The sequence below is a fragment of the Streptomyces sp. NPDC052236 genome (assembly GCF_044548015.1).
In the GTDB taxonomy this organism is placed as follows: Bacteria; Actinomycetota; Actinomycetes; order Streptomycetales; family Streptomycetaceae; genus Streptomyces.
The window spans coordinates 167,167-191,005 of the sequence record NZ_JBIUBL010000001.1 but is presented as its reverse complement, the minus strand read 5'-3'; the positions used below and the strand labels follow the sequence as shown (position 1 = coordinate 191,005).

Genomic DNA, 23,839 nt, shown 5'->3' with positions numbered 1-23,839 from the left:
GGGATCATGACGACGTCCTACGGAGGACCGAAATGATCCACAGCCGCGTACACGTCTCCGACCTGCGAGAGCACGTCGGCCGTACCGTCTCCGTCTGCGGATGGGTGAACACCCTCCGCCTGCAGAGCAAGATGCAGTTCGTCATCGTGCGCGACAGGACCGGCATGGTGCAGGTCACCCATAAGCGCGACGATGGGCCCCTGGAAGCCCAGCTCGAAGCCCTCACCACTGAGTCCGCCGTCCGCGTCACCGGCCGGGTCGTCGACGCCGCCCAGGTGAAGCTCGGTGGCCTGGAGATCGTCCCCGAGAGGGTCGAGGTCTTGAACGTGGCCGCCACACCGCTGCCGATCGACGAGCACACCGGCCTGGAACAGCGACTGGACTGGCGATTCCTGGACGTACGCCGCCGTCCCGCCACCCAGCTGATGTTCGCTGTGCAGACCACCCTGGAGCAGGGGATGCGCGAGTACGCCTACGCGCAGGGCGCCACCGAGATGCACACCCCCAAGCTCATGGGCACCGCCTCGGAGTCCGGCGCGGAGGTCTTCAAGCTCGGATACTTCGACCGCAGCGCCTATCTGGCGCAGTCGCCGCAGTTCTACAAGCAGATGGCGATCTCGGCCGGCATCGACAAGGTCTTCGAGATCGGGCCGGTCTTCCGTGCCGAGCCGTCGTTCACCTCCCGGCACGCCACCGAGTTCACCGGCGTCGACGTGGAGCTTGCCTGGATCGACGGGGTCGAGGACGTGATGGCGTTCGAGGAGCAGATGCTCGTCCACGCGATCGCCAAGGTTGCTGACGCGCACGGTGAGGCGATCGCCGAGCACTTCGGCGTCGAGGTCACCGTTCCCACCATGCCCTTCCCCCGCGTCACCATGGCCGAGGCGCACGAGATCCTGCGCAAGGGCGGCTGGGACCCGGAGGGAGTCAAGGAGGACCTGGACCCGGAGGGCGAGCGGAGCATCTCGGCTCACATCAAGGAGGCCACCGGGCACGAGTTCGTGTTCATCACGCACTACCCGGTGAGTATCCGGCCCTTCTACCACATGCGGCCGGCCGACGACCCGAGCGTGACCTTGAGCTTTGACCTGCTGTGGAAGGGGCTGGAGGTCACCACAGGCGCCCAGCGTGAGCACCGGTACGACGTGCTGCTGAAGCAGGCCGCCGAGAAGGGCATGAGTCCCGAGCCGCTGCAGGACTACCTGAACGCTTTCCGGTACGGGTGCCCGCCGCACGGGGGACTCGGCATGGGACTGGGGCGTGTGCTGATGGTGATGCTCGGTCTGGACTCGATTCGCGAGGCGACCTTCCTCTTCCGCGGACCGAACCGGCTCACCCCGTAACTGGCCGTGGGTTGCGTCCCACGACACGGGCGAGTGCCTCGTGTCGTGGGACGCAGTCTCAGTAGCGGACATTGCGCAGATCATGCGTCCATGCCTCGCCAGGGTTCTTGTCCCAGTAGGCCCGCAGCGCCAGCTCCCGCTCGGAGAACCGGCCCTGATGGCAGAGGCCGCCGTGGGAGAGCGTGACACTCATGGCGAGCGGCGACTCGGTGGTGACCCAGTGGGGTGTCAGCGCGTGGCTCCAGAGCTGGTCTCCCGGTCGCATGGTGACGGACTGGCGGTCGGCCGCATCATGCGCGGGTGGGTCCTCGCCTGTGGTCTCGCCGATGACCGCCGCGTCAGCCGGCAGGTGCTTGTCGGGATCCAGGTAGCTGTGGAAGGTTTTGACGCCGTGAACCTGCCAGACCATGCCGTGCGAGTTGTCGTTGTGGTATGTCGAGGCGGCGCCCCCCGTGGACAGGAACAGGATGGGCGCCAGGCGCTGCCAGGTGAAACCTTGGGCAGCGAGCTGAGTGCGCCAGGGGATCACGACCTCCTCCTGGAAGCCTTGCAGCACGTCGTCGTAGAAGCGGCTGAGGTTGAAGTGCACCAGCCGGAACGGCCAGGCGACGATCTCCTCGATCGGCGCGGTGCGGAAGGCAGCGGTGCGATCCATGCGCACCTGCCAGTTGTCGTCCCCGAGGAGCGTGAACCGGACCTCCTCATCCCTACGCAGGTGATCGAGGACGTCGATGGCGGGCAGGAACGTGTAGTCGAAGGGGACCTCCAGCGGGAAGTTCGGCGTCTGCCGCCACCGATGGATAAAGTCGTCGGGCGTCGTGATCGTCATAGATCTGTCCATGGAGTCGTGTGCGTTGGGCCGCTTCATGCCGGCGCGGCGCACGAAGCACTGCGGTCGTCGGACCCGGTGGCGGGGCGGCAAATGGCAGCGCAGTCCGGGGTTACCCGGTCCTGTGCCGGGGCGGTCAGGAAATGTCTGATCGCGGCCCGGGGAGCGTGGACGCTGACCGACGCCTGGCCGTAGGGACAGCGCCGTATGGAGCCGTCTGCGGATACGTACGCGGTCGCCGAACGGCATGGCCACCGCTCTCCCCCATCTGGGGGGAACTGCAGGTCCTTAACCTCGCCGAGGTAGGCGCGGTATCGGTCGGACAGGTTGAAGTACCGGTCCAGCCGATCGGCGTCGAGGTGGTGCTGCACCAGGTAGTCCTGGACCGACTTGCCCTCGCGACGCAGGGCGCGCTCGTCGAGGACGACGGGGCTGAACTGAACTTCCACCCCGGCCTCGGACACGAGGCCGGCCAGTTCCTGACACTCGCCGTCGCGCAGGTCCCAGCAGGTGACGTGAAGGATCTCCGTCTCTGCGCTGATGGCGCGCAGCGTGTCGAGGCCCGAGGTGGCGGTGCGGGTGGTGCGGCCCAGCAGCATCGCGCCTTGCGAGTCGGCAGAGACGGTCACGTTGGCCAGCAGATGCGCCACCTCGGAGAGGGTGACGACCTCTCCGACGGTGCGGGCCGAGGTCACCATCGACACCGAAATGCCGAACTGGTGGGCCAGCCGTATGAGTTGCCGGAGCCGCGGGTGGTGGGTCGGTTCGCCGCCAGTCAGGCACACCCCCTCCACCCCCGCCTCCTTCAGCCGCGACAGGAGGCGGGCGTAGGTCGCGGTGTCCAGGAAGCCGTGAGCGCGGTCGGCCCGGAAGCAGAATCCGCAGGCCACCTTGCAGTGCCCGGCCGTGGACACCAGCGCGGTACGGACATGGGCGTTCATTGCACCCCCGTGTTGTCCCACACCGCGATCTCCACGGTGCTCGTGTAGAACGCGCACATCTCGGGATCTGGAGTGTTGCCGCCGATGAGGGCCTGCTCGTTGCGGGACGGCCCACCGCAGATGGCGAGCGCAGGGCAGTTCCCGCACTCGGGGATCGGGGCGACCTTCTTCGCCACCCCGGCCAGAAGGCCCGGATCGGCGCGCAGCTCGTCGAGGGTGTGCAGGAACGATGGCTCGGTGAAGTTGATGTCGCACAGGCTGACCCGGCCGCCGGGCAGCAGAGCGGCGTTCAGACTGCGGTCGCCCTGCATGTGGTCGAACAGCATCGGCCGGCGGGTGTCGAGGGCTTGGAAGGCGCGATCCAGGACGGAGAACAGCATCCCGCCCCGCCCCAGTGCGGCCACGCGGGCCTCATACAGCTCGCAGGCCAGGTCGGCGCCGTTGACCTGCCACCGGCCCGCGGTCGGGATGGGCGTGTTGACGTAGATGAACTTCAGCCCGAGGTCGTCGATGATCCACCGAACGGCCTCGGCGAGACGGCCGATATTCGCCGCCGTCGGGGTGAGGTTGCAGCCCACATGCAGCCCATCCGACTCGACGAGCCTGGCGACGTTACGGCGAATCCGGTCGTCCGCGGGCTGTCCGCCGAGCAGTAGCCGGTTCGCCGAGTTGACGCCCGGAGGACCGTCGATGGAGATGCCGACTCCGTACTCGTACGCGACGAAGTGATCGAGAGCCTCGTCGGTCAGGCGAGCACCATTGGTGACAACCGTGCGCCTTACCCTGGCCACGTCGTAGCGGTCGGCGAGGGTGTCGGCGAGCTGATCGCCGTATCGCATGAGGTCGAAGCGGATGGTGGGCTCGCCACCGAACCACTGGATGGACACCTCTTCCTGCCCGGCGTTCTGCTCGAACAGGAACTCCAGCCCCTCCGAGAGTTCCTCCTTTGTCATGTCCGGCTTGCCGGAGTTCGTATCGACGAAGCAGTACGTGCAGGCCATGTTGCAGCGGTCTGTAAGGACCACACGCAGACCGCTGATGCGGCCGGGCGCGGCGTCCAGGCCAAGAAATTGAAGACGGTCATGGAGCGCTTCGCGCCGGTCGGTCATGGGGCCGCCGGGGGTGAAGCCGAGCCCAGAGAGGGCTTCATGAGTCGCGGTCGGGGGGACCCCGGCGAGGTCGTGGACCTCGCCGGAGTCGATGAACACACTGCCCAGCGCGACTGGATCGAGGAGAACCGCTTCCCCATCCCGTTCGTACTGGAAGTATTTCCCCCACAGCATCCGGGGGACGGCCACGGTCGTCAGGCCGTCGCTTCTTCTTCGGCGATCCCGAGCTCGCCCATGACCGCGCGGACCTTCTCCTCAGTGGCGGCCTGGAGCTTCGCGGAAGTGGCCGGCGAACCACCGTCAGCGAGGACGATCACACCGGGCAGCGTCGGGTTCGGCGCGATGACCGTGACGCCGGCCGGATCGGTGCTGATGACCATCATCGCTCCCTTCAGCTCGACCCAATCGGTCTGCTCCTTGAGCGCCTCGATGATGCGGCCCTGCTTCTCCTGGAAGGAGGCGCGCTCGCCCATCCACACGCCGGCCTTGGACTTGGAGTCCACGACGTCCGCGTAGATCAAGTGGTCCTTCTTCTCTCGCCTGGCTTGAGGCATGGCTGATCCTCTCTGCATGCTGGATGTGCTGGGACAACCCTTCACGTCCACCGGAGTTCGCCGGATGCTGCCCCACCCGTGGAGTTGGGGCGGGGCGGCGCTTCGCGGTTCGATGGCCAAGCACTGCGACCGGGACATCTCTCCGTAGTGACGTGGTGACATCATGCTGACCCCGCAGGTCCTATTCGAGGACTCTGACAGGTCATCAAGAGGACTTAGACAGGGCCTACTTGATGCCCAGTGGATGATTTCTCGCCGCTACGAGGACATCGCATGGCACTCTCTGAAGAGAGCCCGCTCCGGAGGAGATCCATGTCCCGTCCCGCAGGCAACACCAGACTCAAAGCCGCCCGGCTGGCAGCTGGATACAACTCCCAGCAAGCCCTGGCCGACGCCATCACAAAGGCAGCACCAAAACTGGGAATCAGAAGTCTGGCCGTCGGCGTCCGGCAGGTCCGACGCTGGGAGTCCGCTACACCTCCTTGGCCGCAACCCGATGTTCACCGCGTCCTGACCCACCTCTTGGGGCAGAGCATGGAAGACCTCGGATTCACACCGCCATGGGGGAACGCACGGGCGCAGCCCAGTACACCGAGCCTCAACACCCCACGTGTCTCTCTGTCCGGAGCACGGCTGGCGCCCGTCCCCGCCCAAGGGGAAGCCATAACCCAACCGGCGACTATCGGCAGGGACTTCGGGGCTATCACACGCTCGCATCGGCGCTTGTACTGGTCTGTCGCCCCTGCCGTGCTGCACCCAGCGGTCCTGGAGCACGCTCGTCTCGGCTGCGCCCTCCTCCCCGAGACGGCGAACCCAGCCCGTCAGACCCTCGCGGCCGCACTGGCCGAGTCCTATCTGCTGGCTGGCCGGATCGAGTTCTTCGACCTGCGACGGCCGGAGCAGGCATCGGAGACCCTCCTGCGGGCTCTGCAAGCGGCAAGCGAAGCGGACGATCCACTGTTCGGAGCGGCCATCCTCGCGCACATGGCCTTCATCCCGGGCTGGGCAGACGACCGAGAGGCAGCGGTCGAGCGCATGATGGCCGCCCGTACCTACGCCCGCCGAGGAGAGGCGTCAGCCGAGTTCTGGGCGTGGCTGGATGCGGTCGAGGCGGAATGCGAGACCCGCTGCGGAGATCCTCACGCAGCGCTGCGCTTGATCCGTCGCGCCGAGGACACGCTCTCCACAGGCTCCGAGCACGCCACTCCTGAGTGGCTGGACTGGTTCAGCCCCATCCGCCTGGCCGCGTTCAAAGGCAACACGCAGCTGAAGGCCGGCCACCTGCCTCAAGCCCGGCAGACACTCCATGATGTACTCGACGGCCTGCCGCCCGAGTCGGACAAGCAGCGCACCGTCGTCCTTGGCGACCTCGCTGCGGTCGAAGCCGCCGACGGAAGGCCGCAGGGGGCGTGCCACTACGCCATCCAAGCTCTCGACCAGCTGGCGATCACTTGGTACGCCACAGGGATGGACCGCGTCCGCGAGGTCCGCCGCACGCTCGCCCCCTGGCAGAACGAGCAGTGCGTGCGAGACCTCGATGACCGTCTCTACGACTGGGGTGCGACGGTCAGCGCCCTTCAGCGTTGAACTTGGCGATCTTCTCCGGCAGCTCTGCCAGCGAGTCGATGCGCATCGTCGTGATCGCATCGGCGTCCGGGTCGCGCTGCTGGATCGTGCCCCAGGGGCCGCGTCGGATCAGGGCAGTCAGAAGCCCTGCATGCACGGCTGGGCGAATGTCATTGTCGAGCCGGTCACCGACGTAAAGGATCTCGTTCGGCTCGGCCGGTGTTGCCTCGATGACTCGCTGGAAGAACGCGACGTCCGGCTTCGACGCCCCCCAGTCATCGCTGGTTGCGATCAGATCGGAGGGCAGGTCCAGCCCACGCAGCAGACCGCCGGCCCGTACCGTCTGATTCCCCGCGATGCCCACCCAGAGGCCAGACTCTCGCAGCGTCGCCAATGTCGGCCGCACATCCGGGTAGAGGTCGTCCTCGCCGAACCACTCAGGTTTCCCGGCCGCCGCGCGCTTCTCCCGCTCCTCGGCCAGGTCAAACCCGGGCCGGAACTCCTGGAACGTCTCGCGGTAGTCGCGCCCCTGCGCGATGACCGCGCCGAACATTGCCGCGAAAGTGTGCCTTGGCACCCCCAGCCAGTCCGCCCACGTCCCGTACTCCCGGGTTTCGTCAATAAGACACTCACCGACATCGAACACCACCGCACGAATCATGCTCCGCAGGTTAGACGGTTCAGCGCGACGGCGAAGCAGCTCTTTCGGTCTGCGATCAGCCGCTACGCGCCGCGACAACTTGAGCAAATCCGGTCAGTTGTCTCTCCTGATCAGTCACTTCCAAGCGTGCGGAGACCGGGGACGGTCAAGGCGACTGGCCTGCGCACCTCTGGGCGTTCCCCCTGATCGTGGACACCCTGATCATTGGATCGTGAGGATCCGAAGAACAGGAGTTCCCCTTGGGGACGTCGAAGTACTCGCTTGAGTTCCGGGCGGACGCCGTCGCGCTGTACCACGCCAGTCCGGGTGGGACGTATGCGTCGGTGGCCAAGGACCTGGGTGTCAACCACGAGACGCTCCGCACGTGGGTGCGGGACGCCGAGCAGGCGGCCCGGCCCAGGGCGGGCGAGGCCACCGCAATGGAGAAGGAGAACCGGCAGCTGCGGGCGCGGGTGAAGGAACTCGAGCTCGAGCGGGAAATCCTGCGGAGGGCCGCGAAGTATTTTGCGGCCGAGACCAGCTGGTGAGCCGTTGTGTCCAGGATGTGCGCCTGCTCCTCGTCCTCCAGACCGTGCCGAGCGACAAACTCGGCGGCCCAGTCGGCGATCGTTCCCCATCGGTCCACGAGGGTGTTGTCGAGGTCGAAGAGAACGAGGAGACGCTGCATATCGCGCACCCTAATTGGGCCCTCACGCTCCGAGGCACTGCGGGACACCATCCGAGCCTTCTGCGTCAGCACCTGGTTTCCCAGCAGCGGGCGGGGAGAGAATGACATCTGTTGCCCACCATCGTGTACACCGTTGTGAGAGGTGTTGCTTGGTTTCGTCGCGCCGCAAGGCAGGCTCCAGCTCGCAGAACGCCCAGCAGGCCGAAGACGCAATCAACCGCACCCTGGCCAAGGCACCCACTGAGCAGAGACGGCTTGCGGACGGACGTGAGACGAAGACCGTCCTGATCGGCATGGTCCGCGAGTGGGAGGAGATCCGCGGCGGCATTTTCGAGTGCCACCCCACCGGCAGTCGGTGGGCTCATCTCACCGACGACTCATGGGCGATCGGCGACGTCCGCCCCTTCGGACTGAGTACGGATCTCTGCGCCGTCAGTGACCACGCCATGGCGCGTACCTTCGCCTCCGGCTACCGAGAATCGGTCGTCGGCAACGCACCGCCGGTGTCCTACTGGTGCACCGTCAGCATGCTGGAAGACGCCATTCCCGTCATGTTGGCGGTTCTCGATCGCGAGCTGACCGGTGCGGTCGGGTGCCTCGACTGGTACCTGCGGATTCCGTGCTGGTCGGCTCTCTGTCAGCAGCACCCAGACGACGGCGATACGCCCTTCTGCGGCTCGCCAAGCTGCGCCTTGGCCACCCCTGAAACGCCGTGCGACTGCGTCTGTGGCGGCGTGAACCACGGGATGGGGGTGGAGGCTCTCCAGGCTCTACGTCCAGACCCTCCCGACTGGCCCTCCGCGCCAGCGCCTGTATGGCGTCCGGGCGCCGGCACCGTGGAAGTCGACCGTGCGGATGGGCGAGTCGCTGGGCGGGACCCCTTTGGTCGGCATGGCGCTCGCGTACGACCTCCGTCATCGGCGTGGACCTCGCCCGCCGCCGGCGCTACGCCCAACCGCTGAGGCAGGAAAGAGCCACCTGCGACGCACGAACTGGTTGGCTCCCCCCTCTGGACACGTCCTCCATCCACGTCACGCAAGCCGCAGAGGCCGCCTGTAGGAGGGCACCACGCTTCGGTAACCCCTCCGTTCACAAAGGTCGGGCCTGAGATGAACCGTCACAGTGCCGGGCCGCAGACCCACACGTGCACCCCCTGTACCCGGTGACGGGACGGGATCCAGGGGGCTTTGGCAGACGAGGCAGGGACAGCGCGGCCTGGACTCAGGCGGGCCGTCTCTCTGGTTGACGGGCGACGTTCTCCCCTGTCACGCAGCCAGCGGCAGTGCCTCCTCTGTCTGAGCGGGGGGCGCGAGGAGGGAGAAGGCGCAGTCTTCAGGGCGCCGACCCATGCGTTGCACAGTCACTGCCGCGAGCAGTGCCACACCCGGGCCGCTCACCGGCGAGCGCTCCATCCCCACGTAGAAGATCCCTTCCTCGTCGGGTTCGATGTCCGCGCGGTCGAAGCTGACGGACAGAGCAACGCAGTACCCCCACAGGTCCGCTCGCAGCCCGCTGGGGATGTCCGTGCGGACCCAGACCATGGGGTGCGGTGCTCCCTGGTCGTCGTAGCCGATCGTGACTGCGGCCCCCACGCCGTCGGGAAGCGGGTAGACCTCCTCCGGTATGTCCTCGGCTGTGCCGGAGAGCGCATCGGTGATCAGCGTGCGCAGTGCCGCGATCACCTCCTCGTCGCTGCGCCAGCCATGCAGCGGCGCGTAGGTGGAGCCTTCGTAGAGGTCGCGTACGTCCTTACTCTGTTTCGTGCGCACGTCGGGTGGACCGTCTGTCGGGCCGTCGGCCGGGTCGACTTCCTCCAGGAAGGTCTCGGCGAAGGTCACCCCTTCCTCCGAGTTCACTGTGATGGCGGCCCAGCCGTGACTGATGTGCTCGGAAAAGAGCCGCCGGATGCGGTGCTTCTTCGCCTCCTCGGACAGTCCGGGGACCGTGATGACCATGATCCTGCCGCGAAGGGCGACGAGCCACGCCTGGTGGTCGTCGATCAGCTCCTTCTCGGAGAATGTCGCGCCCAGGGCGTCCTTCAGGACCTCGACCGGCAGAGCCCATGCGTCATGCGCCCGCAGCGGGAACACTGCCTGCGCTGACGTCGGGGCCAACGGGTGCGGCGCACTGGTACCGGACTGGTTCTCGCAGACTCGGGCGCTGTTCGTGACCGTGCGATCTGATTTGAGTGCCACGGTGCTTCCTTTCGCCGGGAAATTGAACAAAGCCAGTCTTTGGGGGTAAGGCGCACAGTGCCGCATATAGTTGGAAAAGCTCTTCTCGTGTGATCTGCACCTGCCAGGCTGAGTCCCCCAGCGTCGGGAGGGTCGTGGCTTCGTCGACTGGACATACTCTTTTGCATCAGGAGCCGACGGCTGCAGCCCAACCGGCTGAGGAGGTGCGCGTGAAGAGCACCAGTTCTCCGCTGACGAGCACTGCCGCCCGTCGCCGTCGAACGCTTGCGCACCTGTCGCCGATATTCGACGTGCATCTGAACCGGGCGAGGAACTCGTCGAGCGTGCAATGGGAGGCGTACGATTTCGTCGCCTTGATCCAGTCGTGCGTGGACACAATCGCACTGTCCTCCGGACTGGAGGGAAATCTCGGCGCCCCTCGTGACGAGGTGCTCGCCGACATGTCCCGCGTCGCCGGGAGCATGGCTCCGCACCGCCCGGCTGAGGAACACGCATACGTCGCCCGGCATCTCCTCGACCATCTCCTGCGCCACGACGAGCCGACCCCGTACTTCACCGTCGAGTACGCGGATCCCGACTCCGGCTGGCAGCCGGTGCCCCTGCAGGTACGCGTCCTGTACGAGACCCTGGCCGCCGACGGTCACACGCTGCATGTCAACGCCGACAACACCGCCGTAACCCTGCTTCTCATCGCGACCAACCGGTCGTTGGAGGACGAGCACGAGGCGGTGATCGCGGTCATGAGGGCACAGGCCGAGAGCGGGCGTCTGGACGCCGCGATCGACTCGGCGGAGGACGCCCTGACGCTGTCGCGAACCTACGCGGCGAACGTCCGGCGCATGATCGCCGAGGCCGAGCGTGACGTGACCCGCGTGGACTATCTACGGGTCCTGCGGCCCGAGATCGTGGCGGCTGCCGCGCATCTGGAGCGGCGTATCAACGTCGACGGCACATTGCTGCGGCACCTGGAGAATCTGCGGGCGGACGCGTCCGACGAGCAGGACTCGGTGGCGGTCCGGCAGTTGTCCGTGGCTGCGTCGCGGCTCGGTGACGCAGTGGAAACCCTGGCCGTGCTGCAGACCGACGTGATCGGGGCCGCTCCGCGCTGGCGTGAGGCCCAGGCCGCGCAGGCGTTCAGCGCTGTGCCGGCGAGTGAGATCCACCCGACAACCGACGTGCTGACGGCACTGCTGAGCGGCGTGCCATTACCTCGCGGCGCCGAGTTGTCTCCACCTGCTCCAGGGGTGCTGTTGGACGTCGCGACGCTCGCGGACAGGCTTGCTATGCCGCCGAAGCAGGTGCCGGAACCGGAGGCGGCGCCCATCGCGGAGGAGCCACTCGAAGACGCTGGGGGAGTGTACGAGCAGTTCCCGGAGCAGTTCCACGACGTGGCCCACGTGCTGCGGACCTATCGGATCATGCCTGGCGCCAAGGCGCGGCTGACCGACTTGCTGGCCGATGCCGACAGGCTGTTCGCCGCTGATGGGGCGTCCGCTGTCGTCGACGGGCTCGTCGCCGTCGTAGGAGGTTCACGTGACACCGCCCGCCGCAGGCTACGACTCCTGCTCGCCCTCGACGCAATGATGCTCTGGCGCCCCGACGGTCGCCCCGATGCCACCGACGACTGGTGGGCGGTGGACGACGGCGTACGTGGAGCCCTCGCCGACCTGGACGTTCCCGATCTGCTCGTATGCCGGAAAGGGGACGAAGATGACGGCTCGTGACGACGCACGGGATGTCGGCCTTCTTCTCAGGTACGGCCTCGACCCCACCATGTCCCCGGCCCGCCATGACGTGTACAGCCGACTACTGGACCGCTTCCATACCGACCCGGATCTGCGCACCGCATTCGACGCGACGGCCGACGGCCTTGGTCTGCGCGTGCTGACCGCCGATCGCTCAGCCGGGCTCGTACTGATCGCTGAACCCACCTCGCCGCTGGCGGTAACGGATACCAGCCAGTGGCTACGTATCCGGGGTACGGCTGATCGGCTGGTGTACGGGCTGGCCCTCAGTGGTGCGACGGCCTGGTGTTATCCGACCGCTCGTGCGGTGCGGGAGCCAGGAACGCGACGGGTCACCGCTCTGGATGTGGACCGCCTAGTACGCGAACACGCTGCGGCTATCGAGGCGGAAGAGATCACGCTCGATGGCGGGCTCGGAGACGCATGGCGCGAGTACGCCACCAACCGCAAGCAGGTCGCCCTGACGTCAAGCGGCCGTCTCAAGCGGGACTGCACAGTCCGGATGTGCGAGGACGTGCTGCTGATGCTCGCTTCTTTCGGGCTGGTCGGGGTCGACAGGACGGTTCCTCCTCCGCGTGCTGAGCTGAGGGTGTGGCGCTCCACGGACCGCTTCCGCGCCCACGTCGCGACCGCGGGAGGCCCCCTCGTGTGGCAGACGATCATCGGTTCCGCGGTGTCGGAAGGACACCGGCAGGACGGCCGTAGTCAGTCTGCCCACACCAGAGACGGCGAGTCCTCCGAGGAGAGTGGCGAGTGATGCAGACGGGCTGGCGCCTGGAGCGCACCTACCTGGCCGGCGCGGGCTTCCCCGAATCACGGCTGGAGGGGCTCAGCATCAACTGGTCCGATCCCTTCGAGCCGACCGGGCATGCCGCGCTGTGGGCCGACAACGGCACGGGAAAGACGACCATCACGGCCCTGCGATTCGGGCTCTACCTGCCGCACACGCGGGACTTCATCCGCGGTGACTCCGACCGGTCCCTGGCGAAGCTGGTGCGCTCGGGCGATGTCTGTCACGTGGTCGAGCAGGCCACCCGAGTAGTGGACGGCGAACTCCAGCGCATTGTCATGGGGATGGTCGCCGACTGGACAGACGGCGGTACTCAGGACCTCGACAACCCACGCAGACTTCAGCGAGATTTCTACGGATGGGTGACGTACGGCTCGGGTCCAACCATCGAGGACCTGCCGTTCCGTACCAACGTCGGCCGACGTGCAACTCACGCGCAGTTCGTGGAGGCGGTGCGTGAGTTGCTGCCCAAGGGCGGTGCGCTCCCGCCGCATCGCCCGTCGGACCACCAACGGGCCTGGGGCGATTGGCTGGCCGCCGCCGGAATCGATGTGGAGCAGTTGCGGTTCCAGGCCGAGATGAACGCCTCCGAAGGTGGCGTCGACCACGTGATGCGGTTTCCTGACTCAGACGCCTGCGTACGGTGGCTCATCGGCGCGACCACGCCGACCACGACCGTCGAGCAGATCGGGAAAAGTATCGAAGTCCTGCGGTCGAATGCCGCCTCCCGTCCCCAATGGTCCGACGAACTTGCCCTGTGGGAAAGCCTCACCGAACCGTTGCTGCGCCTCGCGATCGTCCATGATCAGGTTGCCGCGCACCGGCGAGCGGCTGCTACCGCCGAGGCGAACGCCGCAGCTGTGGTGGCCGACTCCGAGGCGACCCTGGCGGCGCTGGCCTCCGAGGAGGCCAGCGCCGACGAGAAGCACGAGGAGCACGAACGCCTGCGCCGGGAGGCGGGCGCAACAGCGCGCAGGGCACAGGCACACCGGTTGCGCATGCGGCTGAGGGCAGCCGAACTCAGGGCCAACGCCGCCGCAACCCTCGCCGACGAGCGGCGCGCGGACCGTGACCAGGCAGTCCACGAACTGGCTGCCTGGCGGCTCGTCCAGGACGTACTCGACGCCAACACGGCCAGAACTCAGCTGGTCGGGTTTACGGCCCGCCTTGAGGCTGCCGAGAAGCACAACGCGGATCTACGGAAGGAGGAACAGCAGCATCAGCACGCCCTCGCCCGCCTCCTCACCGACCACCGCGACTGCGCCGCCGCTGACCTCCGTGCTGCCGAGGAACAACGGGGACGGGCCACCTCTGCCCTTGCGACGGCCCAGGACGAACAGCGCAAGGCCGTGGCGGCACAGGCGACAGCCGCCGAGCAGGTCCGGCACGTCGGTGAACAGATCACCGATTCCGAACGAATCCTCTCCGAGGCAGTCACCACCGATCTGATCCGCGAAGGTACCGATCCGGCATTGGTGGAAGCCGAGTGGGCGGAGAAAGCCGCTTCAGCACTGAGGAGCCGCGAGGCGGCTGACGAAGCGCTCAAAGCCGTCGACAGGCAGGCTGATACCCAGCGGAAGGCCAAGTCGAAGGCCCAGAACGCGGTCGTTGCCGCTCGGCACGACGTGGAGAGCGGAGAGCGTCACCTACGGCAGGTGAACGACAGGGTCCGCGCTCTGGAGGGTGACGAACGCGTCCGGGACGCCGTCGGTGACAGCATCGAGCTGTGGACCGCCCGCGCCGGACTCACGGACGCGCTGAGCCAACGCGCCGAGGCAGCCGACAGAGACGCCGCCGAGGCACGAGTTGCGGCCGATGAGGCTCGGCGCACCCTCGACGCGGTCGGTGCCGACGGTCTGCTTCCGGCCTCTGCCCTGGTCGAGGAGGCCGTCCGGCGCTGCCAGGACGCCGACGTGCCGGCCTGGCCGGGATGGCGCTGGCTGGCGGACACGATGACCTCTCAAGCCTCCGTGTCCTTCGCGACGGCGCGTCCCGACATCGCGTCCGGCGTGGTGGTCTCCCACCCTGACCACTTCGATCGCGCCCTCGACGCCATCGGTGATCTCGACACCGACACGGCAGTCTGGGTCGGTGCCGTCCTTGACCCCGAGGCGGCCGTATCACCGAGTACGGCCGACCACGATGACGGAACACTCGCGCGAGTCCTGCTCCCGCACCCGGGTACCTACGACCGGGCGGCGGCGCGTGACATGCTCGCCGCCGCCGAGAACGCGCTGACCACAGCGACTCTGCGCCTTCAGGAAGCCGGTCAGCGTGCCACCGACGCCCGCAGCGCCCTCGCGGCCCTGACTCAGTTCTGGAAGGACCTCCCCGAGGACCCACGTACCGCTGTCCAGGAGCAGATCAGGTCAGCTCAGGAACGGATGGAAGCAGCCCGAAGCGATGAACAGGCCACGGCGGACGTCCTCCAGGACCTTGCCCAGTTCAAGCAGGAGCACCAGGCCGCACGAGGTGCCGCGCAAGAACACATCGACCGCGCGACCGAGATGCGGCGACTCCTCATCCCGGTGATCAGTGCTGCCGACGCCCTCTCCAGTGCCCGTGGGAAGCTGCCGGGCCTGCGCACGGCCGAAGGCGAGCACCGCCGCCGCGTCGGCCAACTCGGCGAGGAGATACCGGACCTGGCCATCGACGTCGAACGGGCACGTGACCTTGTACGCGCCCACGCACGCCGCCGCGACGACGCGGCCGACGAACTACGCAGAGCAGGACTGTCTGCCACCACCGACGGCCTTGTCCCCACGGATGACGCGCCCACCATCCGAGCGCGCCTGAAGAGCGTCACGTCAGCCCTGGAAGACACAGCGGTCGACCCGGAACTGCGCCAGCGGATCACCGACACCAGGCAACACCTCGCGGACCTGGACGCGAAACTGGACGCCGACATCGAATTGCGGCGTCTGGCCAAGCGGCTCGCTGGCACCGATGGCGCGCGGCATCCTGTTGCGCTCGGCACGGCGACCCGCCAGGCCGAGGATCGCGAGGCGGAAGCACGCGAGGAGTACGCGAAGGCATGGCAGGCCGCAGAAACGGCCAAGCGGGAACACCTGCGTCAGGCCGAGGACCGGGCAGACCGGTCTTCCCCGGACATCGAGGGGTTCCCGTCGGCCGACCTGGTCGCCGAGGCCGACGAAGCCAATGGGTTCGCCGACCAACTCGACGAACTGGCGGCCCAGTCGCTGCTCACTCAGCGCTCCGAGGAACAGCTCGCCCGGAATGTGGAGACCACCGCGACGGCCGCCCGACAGTCAGCACAGCTGGTCGAGGCAAGCGTGAGCGCGCTGCGCTACCTCGCCGACCCGGCGCTGACCGGCCGCCGTGCAGATGACATCGCCGCACTCACCACCCGGATCGCAGGCGTTTCCGAACGCGTCCGCGAGTCACGGAAGCACCTCGCGGACAGCGAGCAGACCCGGCAGAGGGAGGCCGGCACAGTCCGCGCGCACGCCAACAGCCCGCAGGCACGCAAGGTCGAAGCTGCGGAGGATTCCCGCGTCACCGACTTGATCTCACGGCTGCGCGGCGACGAGCAGCTACCCGCGGAGGCCGAACGCATCGCGGGAGAACTGGAACAACGAGCTGTTTCACTGCGGGACGACCTCGACCGCCACGACAGCGACGTCCACACCAGCGCCATCATGCTGCACGTACAGGCATCGCGGGCGCTCAACCGGCTCCGCGCCTACCAGAACCAATCTCGACTGCCGGACGGCTTGGGCGAGTGGTCCCAGCGGCGTTTCGTCGTCATCGAGCACGAAAAGGTACCGGCCGACGAATCCGTAGCCATCGACCGGGTCGCCCGCGTCGTCCACTCCCTCCTGACACCCGGCGCCGGCCGGTCGGACGCGCAGTCCCTGCTGTTCGCCGCCGCCCGGGCTCTGGTTGACGCGCCTTTCAGGATGCGCCTGCTCAAACCGCACATCGACCTATCCCTCGACCGTGTCGACGTCGCCGAACTCAAGAACTTCTCCGGTGGGCAGCGGGTGACCGCAGGAGTCCTCCTGTACGCAACGATGACGAGAGTCCGCGCCCTCTCAGACACCACCTCGGTCGGCTGGCTGTGGCTGGACAACCCGTTCGGCCAGGCATCTGCGGACCAGTTCGTCCGGACGATGCGACGCGCCGCCGACCAGCTCGGCCTGCAACTGCTGTTCACCGCCGCGCCCAAAGACAAAGGGGCACTGTCGATGTTCGACCGCACCATCATGCTCGGCCGGCGCTCACGCCCGTCCTCGGGCGAGAAGGTCGTGGTTGTGGACGACGGCTCCCGCGAATTGATCGACCTGCTCCTCGTCCAGCACGACGTCAGGGCGGTGCTCGGAGAATGAGCTCTGTTGACTTGTCCGTGTTGGTCGCCGCCCTTGACCCTGACGGGCGCGGTGGCCGCCGCCACGCCGACGACATCGCCGCCGTGATCGGCGCGCAGAACCCTGGGATCGAGGCGTCCGCGCTGCCGGAAGTCGTCCACGACACGATCAAACGCGGGGAGCAGGAAGGGCTGTGGTCAGCGAGCCGGACCACGACCGTACGCCGGGGACGAACGGTCCTACCCAAAGCCATAACCCTGCTGGGGACAGCCCGACCCGCCGACAAGCTGCAGCCCGTCGGCGTACCCCTCCGCAGCGAACTTGCTGGCTGGGCAGCCACGCTCCCTCTCTCCACGACACAGCGACAGCTCCTCCTGGCCGTCAACGACTGGCTCCGGCGTACCGACGGCGGGCAGGTTCCGGTCGTCTCCGTCGCCGAACGCGCCTACGAACTCCTCCGTGCCGAGAAGGCATTCGACGCCAACCCTCCTCGTGGGGGAAGCACCCTATGGGCGCCCGGCCGGCTGACGTTCGAGCTGCTGCGCTGCGAACGGCTGCCGACCCCTCTCGTCTGGGAACCGGTCACCTCGGAGATCGGCCAACCCGGCGCCGTCGTCTGCGTCGAGAACCACGCCACCTTCCGCACGCTCCTCCGCGTCCTGCGTGCCTGCGCTGTCCCACCCTGGGCCGCCGTTGCCTGGGTTCAGGGCCACAACACCGCGCCCCTGGAGTCTCTTGCGACGTTGCCCTTCCCTGTCATACGTCTGGATTACCTCGGCGACCTGGACGCCGCAGGTCTCCAGATCGCCGCTACGGCCTGCGCCACGGCGGAGCGTGCAGGTATTCCGGCAGGGCCGGCCGAACGGCTCTGGACCCTGCTCGTCAGCCAACCCCCGCGCCCAGCTCGTCCCACCTCAGAGACCAAGGCCCGGGAGCTGGTCGAATGGCTCCCTGTGTCTGTTCGCGATCAGGTACGCGACCTGCTGGTTACCGGCCAGGCGGTTCCGCAGGAGGCCCTTCGCTTCGACGTACTAAGTGACGTGCCGCTTGCATAGCCCTTTACTCACCGCAGCCGCCTGCGGCCAGACCCTGGCGCGTGCCGACGCCGAGGGCGGCGAGGTTGCCGGTTTCACCCAGGTCCTGATCGCCCGACAGGAGCGTGCCAGCCCGGTCACCCTCTGCGGGTTCCTGCTCGACGTCTACTGCCTCGGCGTCAAGGACCCCGTCGGCCCACAGGTGATGGGCGAAGGATCACTGGACGCCTACGTACGCGACTACTGCCGGGCGTTCGGCCACCCGCTGCTGCGGATCGGCCTGGAGCAGGCGCAGAGCATCGTGCACGGTGGTGTGGCCTACACCCACTCCCTCGGCTTCGAGCCCGCGCCGGACTTTGCGCAGGTCTCCGTACACCTCGGCGAGCTCTGCCCGGCCGCCCTGCGGATCGACTTCGGCCGCCAGAGGAAGCCGTTCTACGCTCGCAGAGATCACCAAGAAGCTCGGAGGAACCGGGAAAAGCCAGCACAGCTGAACCATTTTTTCGGTTGCCGACAACCCGAACCAAACGCGCCGCGAACCTGCCTGGGGATATCCCGAGCCCGCTGAGCCCAAGACATACAGGTCGGCCGGCGCGCTGAGACCGCCGACGTGCCTAAGCAGTTTTGCTGTCTTCTCCCCTGTGATGCACCGGGGAGAAGACAGCAAGCCTCAGCGAGCTACGGTGATGCGAGGCAGCGCCTTGTTGCGTTCCGGCCCTGTAGCCAGACCGACGCGGCCCTCGATTCGACGGACGTCCCGGAGCGGAGTGTCGTCCTTGAGCGGAATGACGTACGCGGTGGTCCAGTCGAGCGTCTTCCTCACATCCTTGGCATGCCGGGCAAACCGCGTGGCGATGCCAATAGTGGTGGAGCCGACGTAGAGAACTCGGCCCGACCAACCGCAGACAACGTAAACAGCCTTACCTGCTGTGACAGCGGCCTTCGGGTCGAATGGGATGGGCCCGGAAGGCCCACCGCTGCCAAGCCAATCACCGGCGTACGTCGCAAGTGACGCTAGCTTCCCAGGGGTCACGAAACAGCCTCAGCAGTTTCTTCGTCTTCCCACGCCTCGACCGCCTCATCGGGATTGTCGAGATACTCGGTGTCCCACTTGTCGTCCCGCCGAGCCGTCACACGGCGCCCCCTTCGATTACGCCGCTCCCAAATTCGGCCCCAGAAATCAAGGTCTGCGCCTGCGGTGTCGAGGGTGCCCTTCCATTCGTTCACGTGGCTGAGGTCGATGCCGACGGTCTCGACGTGGTCTGTTCCGTCCGCTGCCTTGATACCCCGCAGGGCAGTCATAGCCTCTTCAAGCTGACGCACAGCGGCTCCGAGAACAGCAGCAGCGTCTCGTAGTGCATCGTCGGGAGTGTCCATGGAGGCGGGCCTGCTCGGTGAGCCGGCTTTCGGGAACGTCGAGCGCAGGTACACGTCGCTGAGGGTTTGGTCCTGAGCCCGGTCCTCGGTGAGACGGATGCTGCCGTCATCGTCCACGGCGCGGAGTGCGGAACGACCATCGTTGTGGTCGACGACGGCCTGGTGCAACTGATGAATTCCCAGGCGCGACGCGAGCATTGTGTCGATGACCTCGCCCGGACGGCGTCGGTCATCGACATTGGGGTTGTTGCTGGTTCCGCGGTCGGCCCACAACGACAGCGTGGCGATGAGGGGGTACGTAGCTCGAGCGGCAAGTTCGAGACGGGCCTGCCCCGGCGCTCCCGCCGGATCGTCGTCGAACTCGTCGAGGGCATCAGCAAGTACGGCATCGGCGTCGCGGTGCGTGGGATTGAAGTGGTTGTCGCGCACCGCGACAAATCCGTGCTGCATATAACGGCGCACCCGGTCAGGACTGGCCCCTTCGCCCCCCACAGACCTTACGATCAAGGCCACCGCAAGCTTCACTCGGACATTCTTCGTAACACGCTTGCGGGTCGACTGACGGGTCACAGCGTCACGGATCGCGTCACGAACAGCCTGGTCGTTGCTTGTGAACAAGGCGATGATCTCGGCTGCTCGGATAGCCGGGTCCGTCGGCAAATGCGCGATCTTTGCTTGAGAACGGCTGATGGCACCGGCCAGCCACCGACGACGCTGAGAGGTGAGGATCCGCCGGTCCTCCATCACGGTCAGTGCCTCGTCCGCGAGTGACTCGAGCTCAGGTCCCTCGCCCCACTCCTTCGGGGCGTCGACGTGCCGGAGCGCTACTAGTGACTTGACCGCAGAGGAGAACCGGTCAGGTCCCCCTGGCAGAGGCCGATAGCCGACAAGGATGAGCGCCGGCATGGTCTCGCAGCGCAGCGCTTCGGACTGCTTGACCGTGGGACCTTGCTCAAATGCCGTGTTCAGCTCCTTGATGCGGCTCCTCATGAAGGTGTCGGACTCGGCCTTCACAGCGACGTCAACGCTGTTGCCATCTCCGAGGAGGTCGTGGGCGGCAGTGGTACGGGACGATCCCTCGGCAGTGGTCATTGCCCAGAGGTCGGGGCACTCTTCAGCAGTGTGGCTGTAGCGGTTGGCAACGAGCCACACCTCAGTCAGAACACCCTGATTGCGGATCGAATATCGCCAGTCGTTCGCATCGAGCACTGCACGGGCAGCGAGGGCCGAGGCCCACGCCATGTGCTCGGTCGATTCGACCTCGACTTCGAGGTGTGGCGTGGTGCCGTTGCTGGTGGGGTCGTCGACCGGCGCGAACCGGGACTCTTCGTCCGTCCCAGGTTCGATCGCAATGGGATGCCGGCGGGCGTCACCGATGCGGGGGTTGCGGATGTCAGGCAGCGTGCGGCGAGTCCAGACCCGCGCACGCACAGCGAGAAGGGCGCCTCCCGTGATGGCCAGCGTCGTGGGCGTCGCGATTGACCTTCGGAGTTCGGCCGGGTCCACTACCGCGTTGGCGACGCACTCGGCCGCATCTGGCGTGAGGTCAAACGTGTCGACGAGCTTCTCAGCCGCCTTGCGGCGGGCGGCGATGGGAGCAAGCTCCGGAAGCTTGTCGACCGGTCGCGGAGGTACGTGGTCGTGCGGGGCAGCCGTCTCTTCAAACAGAGTTGTCATGTTCCGTTGCCCTCCTGGGGCAGTTGGGCACGCCAACGGAGCACGGGACAGTTGATTCACTGATCGTCGCGCTCACTCCCGGAGTGCCACACGAATGTGGTCCGTGCCCGGGAGGTCGGACGACTGAAGCCGTCAGGCGTATCCCCTCCGACGCTTCTGGAGTAAGCCCCAGCGTGGTCTTCGGCGGCAGCGCGGCACTCGGCACGGTCTGCGGCGTGAGGAAGCATGCCTCCACGTTGCCTACCCCAGGGGATCCCTGAAGCGACCATACTCCGCTCCACGCGTCGCAGGCGAAAGCGACATTAGCACGTGGAAGTCAACTCCCAATGCGCGCACCAAATTTGACCGGCTCCCTGCGCCACGGAAGCGCCTCAGCCGATGGTTCAGCGCAGGGGCGTTGCAGTCCCCGAGCGGACCGACAGCTCGCGCCACCCGTCACGGCAGACAGACGCCAGCCTCAGTGCCCCGTGGTTGCAGTTCTGGTTGCATTCACCCCCGTCCGGCACCGTTCAGGCGCCATGGCCGGAACTGTTTCACCACGGGTCAGGACGTTCTCGAACCCCCCGGAACACCCAGACGAACATTTGGAAAGCGTGCTGGGGCAACCTCTCGTCCTCAAAGACCCCAGCATTGCGTCGACCTCATCGAAGGCGCCCTCAGCTGCGGCCTCGGCCACGTCGACGGCCAAACCGAGGCCCTCCTCCACATCAACACACAGAAATTTGTGGACACCATCGCTGGCGCCCTACACCACTACCTCCCGGAGGGCCCCAGGTCTCCATTGATGGGTAGGGCTGAGGATCAACAGGCTCTGGCTGCGTATGCCGACGACCTCCGAGCAGGCTCACCGGCATTCGCGCAGCCACTTGGGGATGGTGGGATGTGCGCGAGGCATCGTTGGCGGCTTGCGAACGCCTCGAACTCAAGGCCGAGTGCTCTTCGCCAGCTGGGCTGCCAGTTCTCCATTGGTGCCGCGTCCGAGGTTGCCGGTGGGGGTGCACCAGCGGCAGCCGGTGTCCTGGCGGGGGTCTTGGAGATGTCGTTCGCGGCTGCGAGGGAGGTGGATTACCGCTCCAAGGTCGTTGTCGTCCTGGTGCAGGCCGGCGGATGCAAGGAGGAAGTGGGTCAGGGCCTCGCTGACGGCGAGGGTGTTGAGGGGCATCACGCTCGGTGCCGGGATCCCGGGGATGTAGCGGGCCAGTTCGCGTTCTGAGTCCGGGTGCATCTCGATGGCGAGTTCGGTGCGGTCGATGAGCCGGTTGCACCAAAGGCAGCCAACACCGGGTGCGATGAGGCGGCTGGCGGTGTGGATCTGACCGATCTCGCCGTCGACGGTCACGGGGATCTTCACGCCGACCTGCGTCGCGGGGATGAGGTACTCGTGGACAGCCGCGTTGACCCAGTGCCTGGCGGCGTGGCTGTCCGCAGCGAGGAAGATCCAATCGCACTGCACCAGCTCGCGCAGGGCTTCGGGATGCTCCACCCGTCGCGGGACCGTGATCAGGCGGATTTGTGAGTTTGCCCGGATGGCGTTCCGGGCGGCGAGTTCGGTCTTGGGCTTGCCGACGTCGCCGAGCTCGGCTGCGATGAGGCGGGGGAGGTTGGTCGCGTCGACGGTCTCGCTGTCGATGAGGACCAGTTCTCCGACGCCCAGCCGGGCGAGTTCTTCGACGAGGATGCTGCCGACGCCGCCCAGACCGACGACCGCGACCCGCAGCCGGGTGAGGGTTTCCTGTCCGCGGTCACCCAGCAGCCGCGCCTGCCGGTCCCACAAGGGGTCGGAGGCCATCGGCTGCGCGGGGCTCGGCCTCAGCCGAAGGAGGTTCCCGGCCGGGATGACGGTCTCGGCCAATGGGGCCCGGCCGCCGTCGGGCAACCACAGGTCACCGGCAGCAGCGTGCGGAGTGAGGACGAGCCCTCCGACGATCTGGCCGCTGATCTGCCGCAGGGTGGGGTAACCGCGCTCGTGACTAGCCAGGTCAACGCGGGAGAACTGGACGTTGTCGAGGCCGAAGTGGCAGTGGACAGCGAGGTAGGAAAGCTGTTCGTCGCGGGCGCGGACGATTGCGTCACGTACGAACGTCGGGGACAGGGCTCGGTAGCCGGTCTCGCCGGGGACGTAGTCCTCCCCGTCCCGGGCGATGAGAAGCTCGAGGCCCAGAAGTCTCGGGCCGCGCGGGCCGTCGGCCTGACCCGCGAGGAGAACGGCACCGTGTTCGTCGCCGTCGGCGCGGAAGAGGTGCCGAGACAGATCGGCCCAGAGCCGGGGCGGGAGAGTGAGGCTCCAGCCGTCGGCGGGCGGGTTTACTGGTCGGCGAGCCACCGTCGGATCCTTTCCGCCTTGAGCGCGACGTTGTCCACGGCGGCATCCCGGCGATTGGACCGTCGGGAGATCTGCATCGCGGGGCGGTTCTGCCACTGGACCTGCTGGATGGCCGGTCCGTGCGGCTGACCGTCGGCGCGGGCGAGGAGCCCGGTGTAGTGGGGGTAGATATCGGCGTCCGGGTAGGCGGCGCTGACCTGGAAGCCGAGCCAGGTCGCCGACGAGGTGTAGGCGGGGCCGACCGGCACCTCCCCAACGATGACGAATACCCCGCCGGCGCCGTCCGCGACGACCTCAACCGGGTGACCGGCGAAGTGCGCACGAACGGCCTCGACGGCTTCGGCGACTGCCGGAGCGAAGGTGATCACGAGTTGTCGTCCGGCGGGACAGCCAGGAATTCCTGGTGCGCGTGAACGCGGATGGTCTCGTTGTCGTCCACGACTTCGTAGCGGCCGTTGCCCCGCTGGACGGAGAGCTGGAAGCCCTCGTCGATCGGTAGGCCCTCCGCGATCGCGGCCCTCTTGATCTCCAAGCCCGTGGCCTCGCGGTCCGGGAGGACCACCGGGCGGCCGTTGACCGTCACGGTGACGGTGTGCGGCCGGGGCGGAGCCGCCTCTGCGGCCGCCTCGTTGGAACTGGTCATTGACATGCCTCTTTTCCTCGGGCGAGCCGGGGCCGCGACCGCCGAGCGTCGCGAGAC

The 23,839-nt window shown here is 67.1% G+C and carries 19 protein-coding genes and 2 pseudogenes; 10 read left to right on the top strand and 11 right to left on the bottom strand.

Annotation, left to right across the window (positions count from 1 at the left end; translation table 11 throughout):
• Nucleotides 1-32: 32 nt before the first annotated feature.
• Nucleotides 33-1,343, top strand: coding sequence for an aspartate--tRNA(Asn) ligase (aspS, locus tag ACIHCQ_RS00840; RefSeq protein WP_399656431.1), 1,311 nt, complete (start codon nt 33-35; stop codon nt 1,341-1,343).
• A 58-nt stretch (nt 1,344-1,401) separates the two neighbouring features.
• On the opposite strand, the gene ACIHCQ_RS00835 is transcribed toward aspS, so the two are convergent.
• From ACIHCQ_RS00835 to ACIHCQ_RS00820, 4 genes are read right to left on the bottom strand one after another with little or no spacing between them, the layout of a single operon-like run.
• Nucleotides 1,402-2,172, bottom strand: coding sequence for a hypothetical protein (locus ACIHCQ_RS00835; protein ID WP_399656429.1), 771 nt, complete (start codon nt 2,170-2,172; stop codon nt 1,402-1,404).
• Nucleotides 2,173-2,207: 35 nt separating this feature from the next.
• Entirely contained in the window at nt 2,208-3,113 is a 906-nt protein-coding gene (locus ACIHCQ_RS00830) for a radical SAM protein (RefSeq protein ID WP_399656427.1), read from the bottom strand.
• A complete protein-coding gene (locus tag ACIHCQ_RS00825) occupies nt 3,110-4,411 on the bottom strand; it encodes a radical SAM protein (protein WP_399656424.1) in 1,302 nt (433 codons plus the stop codon). The genes ACIHCQ_RS00830 and ACIHCQ_RS00825 overlap by 4 nt, the downstream gene beginning before the upstream one ends.
• 5 nt (nt 4,412-4,416) lie before the next feature.
• Nucleotides 4,417-4,776, bottom strand: a complete 360-nt coding sequence (locus ACIHCQ_RS00820; protein ID WP_399656422.1) for a hypothetical protein — start codon at nt 4,774-4,776, stop codon at nt 4,417-4,419.
• Between the two features lie 312 nt (nt 4,777-5,088).
• Between ACIHCQ_RS00820 and ACIHCQ_RS00815 the strand changes: the two genes are divergently transcribed.
• Nucleotides 5,089-6,363, top strand: coding sequence for a transcriptional regulator (locus ACIHCQ_RS00815; RefSeq protein WP_399656420.1), 1,275 nt, complete (start codon nt 5,089-5,091; stop codon nt 6,361-6,363).
• On the opposite strand, the gene ACIHCQ_RS00810 is transcribed toward ACIHCQ_RS00815, so the two are convergent.
• On the bottom strand, nt 6,344-7,003 hold the full coding sequence (locus tag ACIHCQ_RS00810) for an HAD family hydrolase (protein WP_399656418.1): 660 nt from the start codon (nt 7,001-7,003) through the stop codon (nt 6,344-6,346). The two genes, ACIHCQ_RS00815 and ACIHCQ_RS00810, sit on opposite strands and share 20 nt — an antisense overlap.
• A 239-nt stretch (nt 7,004-7,242) precedes the next feature.
• Between ACIHCQ_RS00810 and ACIHCQ_RS00805 the strand changes: the two are divergent.
• Nucleotides 7,243-7,535, top strand: a pseudogene (locus ACIHCQ_RS00805) (transposase); the annotation flags it as partial.
• 284 nt (nt 7,536-7,819) lie between these two features.
• Nucleotides 7,820-8,632, top strand: coding sequence for a hypothetical protein (locus ACIHCQ_RS00800; RefSeq protein WP_399656416.1), 813 nt, complete (start codon nt 7,820-7,822; stop codon nt 8,630-8,632).
• Between the two features lie 303 nt (nt 8,633-8,935).
• On the opposite strand, the gene ACIHCQ_RS00795 is transcribed toward ACIHCQ_RS00800, so the two are convergent.
• Nucleotides 8,936-9,865, bottom strand: a complete 930-nt coding sequence (locus ACIHCQ_RS00795; protein ID WP_399656414.1) for a hypothetical protein — start codon at nt 9,863-9,865, stop codon at nt 8,936-8,938.
• A 368-nt stretch (nt 9,866-10,233) separates the two neighbouring features.
• Between ACIHCQ_RS00795 and ACIHCQ_RS00790 the strand changes: the two genes are divergently transcribed.
• From ACIHCQ_RS00790 to ACIHCQ_RS00770, 5 genes are read left to right on the top strand one after another with little or no spacing between them, the layout of a single operon-like run.
• Complete coding sequence (locus ACIHCQ_RS00790; protein WP_399656412.1) at nt 10,234-11,589, top strand: hypothetical protein; 1,356 nt, start codon at nt 10,234-10,236, stop codon at nt 11,587-11,589.
• Nucleotides 11,576-12,367 carry a hypothetical protein gene (locus ACIHCQ_RS00785; RefSeq protein WP_399656410.1) on the top strand — a complete coding sequence of 264 codons (792 nt, stop codon included), beginning with the start codon at nt 11,576-11,578 and terminating at the stop codon, nt 12,365-12,367. Before ACIHCQ_RS00790 ends, ACIHCQ_RS00785 begins: the two co-directional genes overlap by 14 nt.
• The gene (locus ACIHCQ_RS00780; RefSeq protein ID WP_399656408.1) at nt 12,367-16,749 is read left to right on the top strand and encodes a hypothetical protein; all 4,383 of its coding nucleotides are present in this window, start codon (nt 12,367-12,369) and stop codon (nt 16,747-16,749) included. Before ACIHCQ_RS00785 ends, ACIHCQ_RS00780 begins: the two co-directional genes overlap by 1 nt.
• The gene (locus ACIHCQ_RS00775) at nt 16,746-17,783 is read left to right on the top strand and encodes a hypothetical protein (protein ID WP_399656406.1); all 1,038 of its coding nucleotides are present in this window, start codon (nt 16,746-16,748) and stop codon (nt 17,781-17,783) included. The genes ACIHCQ_RS00780 and ACIHCQ_RS00775 overlap by 4 nt, the downstream gene beginning before the upstream one ends.
• Nucleotides 17,776-18,330 (top strand): hypothetical protein, encoded by a 555-nt coding sequence (locus tag ACIHCQ_RS00770; protein ID WP_399656404.1) that lies wholly within the window; start codon nt 17,776-17,778, stop codon nt 18,328-18,330. Before ACIHCQ_RS00775 ends, ACIHCQ_RS00770 begins: the two co-directional genes overlap by 8 nt.
• 102 nt (nt 18,331-18,432) lie before the next feature.
• Here the strand turns inward: ACIHCQ_RS00770 and ACIHCQ_RS00765 are convergent, their stop codons facing one another.
• Nucleotides 18,433-18,585 (bottom strand): hypothetical protein, encoded by a 153-nt coding sequence (locus ACIHCQ_RS00765; RefSeq protein WP_399656402.1) that lies wholly within the window; start codon nt 18,583-18,585, stop codon nt 18,433-18,435.
• A gap of 206 nt (nt 18,586-18,791) precedes the next feature.
• Complete coding sequence (locus ACIHCQ_RS00760) at nt 18,792-20,816, bottom strand: hypothetical protein (RefSeq protein ID WP_399656400.1); 2,025 nt, start codon at nt 20,814-20,816, stop codon at nt 18,792-18,794.
• Between the two features lie 616 nt (nt 20,817-21,432).
• Between ACIHCQ_RS00760 and ACIHCQ_RS00755 the strand changes: the two are divergent.
• Nucleotides 21,433-21,525 (top strand): annotated as a pseudogene (locus ACIHCQ_RS00755) (tat (twin-arginine translocation) pathway signal sequence domain-containing protein); the annotation flags it as partial.
• Nucleotides 21,526-21,738: 213 nt separating this feature from the next.
• Here the strand turns inward: ACIHCQ_RS00755 and ACIHCQ_RS00750 are convergent.
• From ACIHCQ_RS00750 to ACIHCQ_RS00740, 3 genes are read right to left on the bottom strand one after another with little or no spacing between them, the layout of a single operon-like run.
• Entirely contained in the window at nt 21,739-23,139 is a 1,401-nt protein-coding gene (locus ACIHCQ_RS00750; RefSeq protein ID WP_399656398.1) for a ThiF family adenylyltransferase, read from the bottom strand.
• Nucleotides 23,121-23,507, bottom strand: a complete 387-nt coding sequence (locus tag ACIHCQ_RS00745) for a hypothetical protein (RefSeq protein WP_399656396.1) — start codon at nt 23,505-23,507, stop codon at nt 23,121-23,123. The genes ACIHCQ_RS00750 and ACIHCQ_RS00745 overlap by 19 nt, the downstream gene beginning before the upstream one ends.
• A complete protein-coding gene (locus ACIHCQ_RS00740) occupies nt 23,504-23,788 on the bottom strand; it encodes a multiubiquitin domain-containing protein (protein WP_399656394.1) in 285 nt (94 codons plus the stop codon). Before ACIHCQ_RS00740 ends, ACIHCQ_RS00745 begins: the two co-directional genes overlap by 4 nt.
• Nucleotides 23,789-23,839: the final 51 nt, after the last annotated feature.